Annotated in this window: 8 protein-coding genes; 5 read left to right on the top strand and 3 right to left on the bottom strand. The window is 37.4% G+C overall.

Going from position 1 to position 11,205, the window contains the following annotated elements:
- The first annotated feature begins 266 nt into the window (after positions 1–266).
- Positions 267–1,229, top strand: a complete 963-nt coding sequence (locus HYI04_RS16095; RefSeq protein WP_033917576.1) for an IS30-like element IS18 family transposase — start codon at positions 267–269, stop codon at positions 1,227–1,229.
- Positions 1,230–1,241: 12 nt separating this feature from the next.
- On the opposite strand, the gene adeS is transcribed toward HYI04_RS16095, so the two are convergent.
- Both adeS and adeR read right to left on the bottom strand, forming a co-directional pair.
- Positions 1,242–2,321, bottom strand: coding sequence for a two-component sensor histidine kinase AdeS (adeS, locus tag HYI04_RS16090; RefSeq protein ID WP_043041662.1), 1,080 nt, complete (start codon positions 2,319–2,321; stop codon positions 1,242–1,244).
- On the bottom strand, positions 2,311–3,042 hold the full coding sequence (adeR, locus tag HYI04_RS16085; protein ID WP_033917517.1) for an efflux system response regulator transcription factor AdeR: 732 nt from the start codon (positions 3,040–3,042) through the stop codon (positions 2,311–2,313). The genes adeS and adeR overlap by 11 nt, the downstream gene beginning before the upstream one ends.
- Before the next feature lie 138 nt (positions 3,043–3,180).
- Here adeR and HYI04_RS16080 point away from each other — a divergent pair, with 138 nt between their 5' ends.
- The 4 genes from HYI04_RS16080 to HYI04_RS16065 all read left to right on the top strand — a co-directional run bounded on the left by HYI04_RS16080 (position 3,181) and on the right by HYI04_RS16065 (position 10,698).
- On the top strand, positions 3,181–4,368 hold the full coding sequence (locus HYI04_RS16080; RefSeq protein ID WP_178896378.1) for an efflux RND transporter periplasmic adaptor subunit: 1,188 nt from the start codon (positions 3,181–3,183) through the stop codon (positions 4,366–4,368).
- Positions 4,368–7,478, top strand: coding sequence for an efflux RND transporter permease subunit (locus tag HYI04_RS16075; RefSeq protein ID WP_178896379.1), 3,111 nt, complete (start codon positions 4,368–4,370; stop codon positions 7,476–7,478). Before HYI04_RS16080 ends, HYI04_RS16075 begins: the two co-directional genes overlap by 1 nt.
- 88 nt (positions 7,479–7,566) lie before the next feature.
- On the top strand, positions 7,567–8,955 hold the full coding sequence (adeC, locus tag HYI04_RS16070; RefSeq protein WP_370538948.1) for an AdeC/AdeK/OprM family multidrug efflux complex outer membrane factor: 1,389 nt from the start codon (positions 7,567–7,569) through the stop codon (positions 8,953–8,955).
- Between the two features lie 228 nt (positions 8,956–9,183).
- Entirely contained in the window at positions 9,184–10,698 is a 1,515-nt protein-coding gene (locus HYI04_RS16065; protein WP_033917554.1) for an MFS transporter, read from the top strand.
- A 102-nt stretch (positions 10,699–10,800) separates the two neighbouring features.
- Here the strand turns inward: HYI04_RS16065 and HYI04_RS16060 are convergent, their stop codons facing one another.
- Complete coding sequence (locus HYI04_RS16060; RefSeq protein WP_227505009.1) at positions 10,801–11,070, bottom strand: ATP-binding protein; 270 nt, start codon at positions 11,068–11,070, stop codon at positions 10,801–10,803.
- Positions 11,071–11,205 lie beyond the last annotated feature (135 nt).

Here is an 11,205-nt window from a genome sequence, read left to right as displayed (position 1 = left end):
ATTTCTATCATTTAATCTTAATTCTATTAGATTAATGATAATACTATCATTTAATTATTGCATTAAGTCTAATGATAGATATTGTATGCGATTTGGCTCGCTATCATTCAGGTATAGTCTTTTGATAGACTGCTTGTTTGCGGAATGTTCCGATTTGAACCACGCAGATTCAAATCCCAAGTGCAACACATTTGTAGTCAGTTGAAAAAGTTAGGTGTATTCATAGAATCATTAGACTTTTTCAACTCGCAATTGGAAAGCACACAATGAAGAAATACACCCAACTCTCTCAAGATGAAAGATACGAAATTTATGCTACTTTGAAAAGTAAAAGTTCAATCGCCTCCCTTGCTCGGGAGTTAGGACGTTCACGATCAACCATCTACCGTGAATTAAAAAGAAATACTGGACAACGTGGATATAGAGCTCAACAGGCAGCTAAATTTGCAAGTCAAAGACGGTATCGTCCTTCATCATCAATGACAGCATTTGCCTTCGCTTATATTGATTATTTGATTGGTTTGGACTGGTCACCAGAACAAATTTCAGGTGCTTTAACACAACGCGGTTGGCTGGATGTACCTTCACATGAGTGGATTTACCAGTACATTTATCAAGATAAATCAAAAGGCGGTAAACTTCATCTACACTTAAGGCATCAGAAGAAATATCGAAAACGCGGTTACAAAAACACGGATCGTAGGGGTCAAATCATTGATAAAACAAGTATTCACTGCCGAGACCAGGTCATTGATCAACGACAACGTTTAGGAGATTTCGAAGGTGACACGGTGATTGGTAAACATCATAAAGGTGCTTTATTGACTCTCGTTGATCGAAAGAGCCTGTATGTACATATTGTTCATTTAGGGCCAACGAGAGCATCCTCTCAAACGATTACTTGTGCATTAGATCGTTTACAAATGAGCCATGCTTATAGTGTAACATTTGATAATGGCAAAGAATTTTCCGAACACAAAAGAATTACTGATGTTGGCATAGAGACGTATTTTGCTGATCCTTACAAGTCTATTCAACGAGCAAGGAATGAAAATACGAATGGTTTAATCCGTCAATATCTGCCAAAATCATCATCGTTTGATGACGTGTCAAACGAACAAATAGAGCAGATAGAATTTGCACTCAACCATCGTCCTAGAAAAACACTAGGTTGGTATACACCGAGTGAAGTTATGGCTGGTTTTTATACTGTTGCACTTGCCGCTTGAATCCGCCTTTTATTATTCGAAGTTTATCCTAATAGTAAATACACTTTTAGAATTCCTATTTTCATACTGAATGGTTCCATGATGAGCATTAATAATTGCATTAACAACAGCTAGCCCTAAACCAGTTCCGCCAAATGCTTTATTTCTTGAGTCTTCTATCCTGAAAAAAGGTTTAAATAGTTCTTCTTGATATTCCATAGAAATACCTGGCCCGTCATCTTGTATCATTAATGTCCATATATGTCGTTGAACAAATGATGTAATACTTAGTAAGCCTGGATTGGCATAGCGTATAGCATTATCTACTAAAGCAATTAATACCTGTTCCATTCGGCGACTATCACAATACACTATGTCATCTGATACTTCAGAGTGAATAGTAATTTTAGCTTCCTCTAATTTCTCACTAAACATTAAAATAATTTTTGATACGCTTTTTTGGAAATTGGTTGGCTCTATATTTAACTTAAGCTGTTGATTCTCAATTAAACTTAATACTCTCAGATCCTCAACCAAATACGATAACCCTTCAGTCTGGTTTAGTAGACTTTTCATTAGAGCGGGACTAGGCTCAAATACATTATCGACAATACCCTGTAGTCGGCCTTGAAGAATTGTAACTGGAGTACGTAATTCATGTGCTATCGCTGCATTCCACACATGAGCATTTTTTATTGAAACTTCAAGTTTATGGGCCATATCATTAAAATTATCTATAAGCTCTGAAATTTCAGCATTTACATATTTATTGTTTTCAACTCTTGCTGTTAAATCCCCTTGACTAATTTTTTGAGTTGCTACGGCTATAGATTCAATTGGTCTAACAAATCGTTGAGAAAGCCGTATTCCTAAAAAAATAGATAAGAAAAATCCTATAATTAATACTATTAGTAACCAAACTAAGTCTAATAAATGAAGATAAGGCCAGTTCTGCCCAAGTTTTTCCCATGTAACTAATTTCGCTTCAATGGCAATGGCATAAATTAAATAACCAAAAGTTAAAGTAAAAAAAGTAATACTAAAATTCAAAATACTGAATGTAATAATTAGCTGTTTACTAATTTTAATTTTAATTTTACTTTTACTTTTCATTTAAATTATCCAAACGATAGCCTACGCCTCGTACATTAATAAGCATATGATTTAAGCCATGTTCTTCAAGTTTTTTTCTTAATTTACTCACATGACTATCAACAGTTCTTTCTAAAGCATTACCATCTGGCATGCAATAACTCATCAACTCTCCTCTAGTAAACACCTTATGTGGTTGTGCTATCATGAGCATTAAAATTTTATACTCTGTTAAAGTTAAGTTCAGCTTTGGTGATGATGAACTTAAATTAATAAATACACTATGAGTATCCGTTTGAATTTCAATATTTTTATAATGCAAATTCTTATTTTTTGCTTGCTGGTTTTGTTGGCTGCGTCTTAATACAGCATATACTCTTGCTACGACTTCATTAGGATTAAAAGGTTTTACCACAAAATCATCAGCGCCCATTCGGAGTGCCATAACTTTATCAATATCTTGATCAAGTGCGGTTAACATGATGACTGGGGTATCATTAGTTTGTCGAATTTTTTTAAGAACATCCCATCCATTTATTTCTGGTAATTTAATATCTAACAATAATAAATCAATAGGTTGAGACGAATGGAGCTCTATAGCTTGTCTACCGTTCATAGCACGTATGACACGCATCCCTTCTTTTTTTAGATACTGTTCAATAATATCACCAATATCATATTCATCCTCAACAACAAGAATTAGTTTGTCACGGCAATCAAATGAGAATGAACTATCAAACATAAAATAATCCTTTACTAAGAACTTATTTATTTTATCGATATTTTTTTTATTCTCCACACTTTTTCCATAGTTTATCAACGATAAATACACAAATATTAAAAATAATGTAAATATCTAAAACTGTATGAGTTTTTCCATATGAAGAAGCCTCTGTTACTTCCACTTTTTTTATCTATTGGCCTTATCTTACAAGGCTGTGGCTCTGAAGAAGCAGCTCAGACTGAAACACCTTCGGCAAAAGTAAGTGTATTAAATGTTCAACCACAAACAGTAAACTTCAGTGAAAATCTTCCAGCTCGTGTACATGCATTCCGAGTAGCAGAAATTCGCCCTCAGGTTGGTGGAATAATTCAAAAAGTACTATTCAAACAAGGCAGTGAAGTAAAAGCTGGGCAACCCTTATACAAGATTAATTCAGAAGTCTTTCAAGCTGATGTTGCAACAAATCAAGCTGCATTGAAAAAAGCGGAATCAGAAGTTAGTCGATTAAAGACCCAACTTGAGCGTTATCAAGAGTTGTTACCTAGTAATGCTATTAGTAAACAAGAATTTAGTAATGCACAGGCCCAATATCATCAAGCTCTAGCTGATGTTTCACAAATGAAAGCCAGCCTGACACGCCAAAATATTAATTTACAATATGCAACCGTGAGAGCACCTATTTCAGGACGTATTGGTCAGTCTTTTGTCACTGAAGGTGCATTAGTTGGGCAAGGAGATGCTAATGCTTTAGCAGTGGTTCAGCAAATTGACAAAGTATATGTGGATGTAAAACAATCTATTACAGCTTATGAAAAACTACAAGCTGCTTTACAAGCAGGTAAATTATCCGCAAATGCTGATCACAACTTCCAAATTTTAAATAATCAAGATCAACCTTATAACGTTACCGCAAGACTATTATTTGAAGATATTAATGTTGACCCTGAAACTGGCGACGTAACTATGCGTATTGAAGTTGACAATAAAAATCGTCAGCTTTTACCAGGGATGTACGTTCGAGTGAAGATGAGTCGTTCTTCCGTTCCTAATGCCTTACTAATTCCAGAACAAGCGATTCAATATGACAACAGTGGACATTCACAAGTTTATATTGTGAATAGCAAAGGAATGGCTGAGTTACGCAAAATCGAATTAGGTCAACAACATGATCAATTTTACACAGTCAATCAAGGCTTAAATTCAGGTGACCGTATTGTTGTCGAGGGTATTGACCGGATCCAGCCAAATCAAAAACTTGAAATCACTACATGGAAAGTATCAGGACCTAAAAATACGTTTCCAAACGCAGAAGTCAAAGCCTCTACAACAAAAGGAGGTGAATGATTATGTCTCAATTCTTCATCCGCCGCCCTATATTTGCATGGGTGATTGCGATTTTTATTATTCTCTTTGGATTACTCAGTATTCCTAAATTACCTATTGCCCGTTTTCCAAGTGTTGCTCCACCACAAGTGGTTATTACAGCCGTTTATCCTGGTGCAACGCCAAAAGCAATTAACGATAGCGTAGTAACGTTAATTGAACGGGAAATGTCAGGCGTAAAAAACTTACTTTATTATAGTGCAACAACAGATACATCAGGTTTAGCACAAATTACTGCGACCTTTAAGCCTGGTACAGATGTAGATATGGCTCAGGTAAATGTACAAAATAAGATTAAAACTGTTGAAGCCCGCCTGCCGCAGACTGTACGCCAACAAGGTTTGTTAGTCGAAGCATCTTCTTCAGGCTTTTTAATGTTGGTCAGTCTGAGTTCACCTAATGGACAACATTCTGAAGTCGATTTAAGTGATTATTTAGTTAGGAATGCTGTTGAAGAATTAAAACGTGTTGAAGGCGTAGGTAAAGTTCAATCGTTTGGTTCAGAAAAGGCTATGAGAATATGGGTTGATCCAAATAAATTGGTGTCCTATGGCTTATCTATTAGTGATGTAAATAATGCTATACGTAGTAATAATGTTGAAATTGCACCCGGTCGATTAGGTGATGTACCCGCTGAAAAAGGACAACTCATTAGTATTCCCCTATCAGCACAGGGCCAACTTAAAAATATTGATGAGTTCAAGAATATAAGTTTAAAAAGTAAAGTAAGTGGTAGTTCAATAAAACTATCAGATGTTGCTAAAGTTGAAATGGGTTCACAAGCCTATAGTTTTGCTATTTTGAAAAATGGTAAACCTGCTACTGCAGCAGCAATCCAGCTCAGCCCTGGTGCTAATGCAGTAAAAACCGCTGATGGTGTTAAAGCTAAGGTTGAGGAACTAAAACAGAATTTACCAGAAGGTATGCAACTAGATATACCTTATGACACCGCTCCATTTGTCAAAATCTCAATTGAAAAGGTAATTCATACATTACTTGAAGCCATGGTTCTGGTTTTTATCGTGATGTATATATTTTTACATAATGTTCGATATACATTAATTCCAGCGATTGTAGCACCTATTGCTTTACTTGGTACATTTACAGTGATGTTATTGATGGGCTATTCCATCAACGTACTAACTATGTTTGGTATGGTGCTTGCCATCGGAATTATTGTCGATGATGCCATTGTCGTCGTAGAAAATGTTGAACGAATCATGGCAACAGAAGGCCTCTCACCTAAAGAGGCTACCTCTAAAGCCATGAAAGAAATTACTAGTCCTATTATTGGGATAACACTAGTACTTGCAGCCGTATTTTTACCTATGGCATTTGCAAGCGGCTCTGTAGGGATCATCTATCGTCAATTTACAGTGACGATGTCTGTATCCATTTTATTTTCCGCTTTGCTAGCTTTAGTGTTAACTCCCGCACTTTGTGCCACCATTTTAAAACCGATCAATGGTCATCATCAAAAGAAAGGGTTCTTTGCATGGTTTGACCGTAGTTTTGATAAAGTGACTAAAAAATATGAAGTCATTTTGCTCAAAATCGTTAAACACACTATTCCAATGATGATTGCCTTTGTTGTCATTACGGTTGTTACTTTTGCTGGTATGAAATATTGGCCTACAGCATTTATGCCAGAAGAAGACCAAGGTTGGTTTTTAACAACATTCCAACTTCCATCAGATGCAACACGTGAAAGAACCCAGAATATTGTGAAAGAGTTTGAAGGACATCTAAATCAAAAACCTGATGTGCAAAACAATATTTCCGTTCTTGGCTGGGGTTTTGGCGGTTCTGGACAAAACGTTGGGGTTTCATTCTCAACACTAAAAGATTTTGAAGAAAGAAAAATGCCTGCCTCTGAATATGTCAATTCACTTAACGCAGCTATGGCAAAAAGCAATGAAGGTAGCGTTATGTCTATATTGCCTCCGCCAATTGACGAGTTGGGTACATATTCAGGTTTTAGTCTACGGTTACAAGACAAAGCCAACTTAGGTATGCCTGCTCTTATAGCAGCTAAAGAGCAGCTGATTGAAATGGCTTCTAAAAATCCAAAGCTCTATATGGTTTGGGCTGAAGGTTTACCTGAAGGCAATCGTGTGAGCTTGAAAATCGATCGTGAAAAGCTTAATGCTCTTGGTGTTAATTTTGCTGATGTATCAGACATTATTTCAACCTCTATGGGGTCAATGTATATCAATGATTTCCCGAACCAAGGTCGTATGCAACAAGTGATTGTTCAAGTCGATGCAAAATCACGTATGCAGTTGGAAGATATTATTAATCTCAAAGTAACAGGTTCAAGTGGCCAATTGGTTTCGTTATCAGAAGTTGTGACACCACAATGGAATAAAGCACCACAACAATATAATCGCTATAACGGACGTCCATCTTTAAGTATTGCCGGTATTCCAAACTTTGGGACATCATCTGGTGATGCCATGCGTGAAATGGAGCAAATGATGGCCAAACTTCCTAAAGGAATTGGCTATGAATGGACTGGTATCTCTCTACAAGAAAAACAATCAGAATCACAGATGGCATTTTTATTGGGCCTATCTATGCTGGTGATCTTTCTTGTACTCGCTGCCCTTTATGAAAGTTGGTCGATTCCACTATCAGTTATCTTAGTTATTCCATTGGGTATTTTTGGTGCTGTGATTGCAATTATGACGAGAGGCATGATGAATGATGTGTTCTTCAAGATTGGACTCATCACAATCATTGGTTTATCGGCCAAGAACGCTATTTTGATTGTTGAATTTGCCAAGATGCTTAAAGAAGAAGGTATGACTTTAGTTGAAGCTACCGTTCAGGCTGCAAAACTTCGTTTACGTCCAATTCTCATGACATCTCTTGCCTTTACATGTGGTGTTGTTCCTTTAGTCATCGCATCAGGAGCGAGCTCTGAAACACAACATGCATTAGGTACTGGGGTATTTGGCGGCATGATTTCAGCAACAATTCTCGCAATTTTCTTTGTTCCAGTATTTTTCATCTTCGTACTGGGAGCAGTTGAAAAACTCATTTCTTCAAAGAAAAAAACGACCCCTTAAGTTAAAAGAGCCAAAAGAAACATAAATGTTTCTTTTGGCTCTTCTTCGATATTACTGCTTTTACTATTTGGAGAAAATCATGCTTAAAATGCCAGTTCATTTAACACGAGGATTACTTGTTTCTTCCCTTTCCATTGCATTAACTGCTTGTATCAATATGCAGGCATCACAACCTGTACAGAAGTCGAATATTCCACAAAATTTTTCACAAACATCTACGGGAACATCGATTGCGGAAAATGGTTATAAAACTTTCTTTTCTGATCCTAAGTTACTACAAGTAATTGAAATTTCAATCGACAATAATCGTGATTTACGTACTGCCGCCTTAAATATTCAACGTGCCCAACAACAATATCAAATTAGCAAAAATGATCAGCTGCCCACAATTGGAGCAACTGGTAGTGCAGTTCGACAAGTCGAATCCTCTATTAATCCTAATAACCCATATTCGACTTTTCAAGTTGGCTTGGGTGTAACCGCTTATGAATTAGATTTCTGGGGACGAGTCCAAAGTTTAAAAGATGCCGCTTTAAATAATTACTTTGCGACACAAAGTGCTAGAGATGCTACTCAAATTAGTTTAATAAGCCAAGTCACCCAAGCATGGTTAAATTATGCTTTTGCAAAAGATAATTTAAATCTTGCGGAGCAGACATTAAAAGCACAAATTGATTCGTACAATCTCAATAAAAAGCGTTTTGATGTAGGTATTGATAGCGAGGTTCCATTACGACAAGCTCAAATTTCTGTCGAAACAGCACGAAATGATGTGGCTAACTATAAAACTCAAATGGTACAAGCACACAACTTACTGAATCTTTTAGCTGGACAAACTATTCCACAAGATTTACTTCCAAATCAAAGAATTAAAAGTATTACAAAGGAAACAGCTTTCACAACTGGCCTGCCCAGTAATTTACTTAATAATCGTCCTGATTTAAAAGCAGCTGAATTTCAACTTAGAGCAGCGGGTGCAAATATCGGTGCAGCAAAAGCACGACTATTCCCAACAATTAGCTTGTCTGGATCCGCAGGTTATGCTTCAACAGAGTTAAATGATTTATTTAAATCTGGAGGTTTTTCTTGGTCAGTTGGTCCAAGTATTGACCTTCCTATTTTTGATTGGGGAACCCGTAAAGCTAATATTAAAATCTCTCAGACAGAACAGCAAATTGCACTTGCTAACTATGAGAAATCGATACAGTCAGCTTTTCGTGAAGTTAATGATGCACTTGCCGCTCATGCACATATCGAAGATCGTTTAGCAGCCCAGCGTCGTTTGGTCATTGCAACAGATGCAACATATAAACTATCCAGTGCTCGTTTTAGAGCAGGTATTGATAGTTATTTAACGGTATTAGATTCGCAACGCTCTTCTTATGCAGCACAACAAGGACTACTTATCCTCGAACAAATAAAACTAAATAATCAAATCGAACTTTATAAGTCGTTAGGTGGAGGAATTGCGAGTTGAAAAAGTCTAATGATTCTATGAATACACCTAACTTTTTCAACTGACTACAAATGTGTTGCACTTGGGATTTGAATCTGCGAGATAAAAAAACAGCCATCTGTTGACAAGGTTTTTACAGGAAAACTTGGCAACAGATATAAATAAACCCAAAGAGCATATTATCACTCAAGATGGTAAGGCTGTTTAGCATCAAATAATTGTGAATAGACCATCTATGTAGGTTTAATAATGAAAGCTTCCAATCTTGATCCGAAACGCTGGTGGATATTGCTCGCTGTCGTGCTTGCATTTCTGCCGATTGTGATTGATATGACTGTACTGCATGTTGCGGTTCCCTCATTAACCCAATCGCTGAGTGCCACAAGCAACCAAGTCTTATGGATTATTGATATTTATCCATTACTTATGGCTGGACTTTTAGTTCCGATGGGAACTTTGGCTGATCGTGTCGGCAATCGTAAGATTCTGCTGATTGGCTTGGTTATATTTGGAATTGCCTCAGTCCTTGCGGCATTTTCCCAAACGGCTTCTATGCTGATTGCCGCACGTGCTTTATTAGCATTAGGCGGTGCCATGATTATGCCCTGTGTATTGGGTATTATTCGCAGAACCTTCGAAGACAGTCGCGAACGTGCCATTGCGCTGGGTATTTGGGGCACAATCGGATCAGCCGGTGCCGCCATTGGACCGCTCATTGGTGGGGGATTGTTAGAATATTTCTGGTGGGGTTCAGTTTTCCTGATTAACGTCCCAATCATGCTGGTTGTCGCACCAATGTGCTATTTCTTATTGTCCCGAAAAGAAGCTATAACCCCTGGACATTGGGCATTTGGTCAAGCGCTATTGCTGATTGTCGGTTTGATTTCGTTTGTATATGCACTAAAAGCAGGCTTAGGCGGTAAACAGTCGTTGTTGATTGTCTTGCCTTTGGTCGTTTTATCTATCGGCTTATTAACCATATTTGTACGCAAACAGCTGAATTCTCCTCAGCCGATGCTAGATCTTTCGCTATTTTCACGTCCTGCTATTTTAGCCGGCATTATTATGGCAATGGTTGCTGCAGGCGCTTTGGCAGGGGTTGAGTTAACTTTGGCAATGGAGCTGCAATATGTCATTCGTTTAACACCGCTGCAAGCCGGTCTTTTTATGGTTCCGATTATGGTTGCGGCCGCTATTGGCGGGCCTATTGCTGGTTTTTTATCCAATAAATTTGGACTCCGTCTGGTTGCGACCATGTCATTAATATTGGCAGCAATTGCGTTGGTCAGTTTGAGTTATTCAGATTTTCATCATCCGGGAATCATCGTTCCCTTTATTTTAGCTTCGATTGGATTAACACTGAGTATTGGTTTAACAGCTTCATCCATTGCGATCATGGGCTCAGTACCTGCAGAAAAGGGCGGTGCGGCAGGTTCACTTGAAAGTACAGGTTATGAACTGGGTACAGGACTAGGTATTACTTTATTTGGTGTTTTCATGGCCTATATATTTGGCAGTCATCTTCAAGTGCCGTCAGATTTAACTGCTGTTTTAGCAGAAAAAGCCAGACTATCGATTGGTGATACCTATTTAGTAGCGAGCCAATTACCTACAGAGCAAGGAGTTGCATTGATTAATGCAGGTAAAATAGCCTTCAGTTCAGCTCATGTGAATTTATTATCAACAGCAGGTATTATCATCGGCATACTCTCCATTGTGGTATTTTTTATGCTAGCTAAATATCGAGATGAGAATTCATTGTGATGAAATTTATTTGAGGATCATCAAACAGAATTGTTAAGTTCAGACATCAAGTTATCTTATATTTATCGCTTAAATGAAGCCTATTGATCTGAACTTAACACATTATAAATGAGTTGATGTCTTACGATTCAGTTGAATAGTAAAACAGCTGCCACCTAAGTTTTTGGATTTAGAATAATAAATATGACCTTGATGTGCTTCAATAATTGCATCAATCACTGCCAAGCCTAATCCAGTACCGCCATCTAGACGTGATCTAGAGTCTTCCAGACGATAGAAGGGTTTGAACAGGTGTTTAAGATGCGATTCATCAATACCTGGACCTTCATCTTCAAACGTCAATACCCAATGTTCTACTGTGGTTACAGATATAATATTTATGGCACTGTTGCAAATAGAGATTTGAGTCGATGATGTTCCCTTTAAAAAGTACTTAGAGACCGAAAACCCTGTTGATTAGACACACTTCACCCTGAGGCTGACCATAATAAAATGACGATGCTTGTC

The organism is Acinetobacter sp. SwsAc2, assembly GCF_013391465.1.
GTDB lineage: Bacteria > Pseudomonadota > Gammaproteobacteria > Pseudomonadales > Moraxellaceae > Acinetobacter > Acinetobacter johnsonii.
Note: the sequence above shows the minus strand (reverse complement) of the source record. Positions and strands in the feature narration are given on the sequence as shown.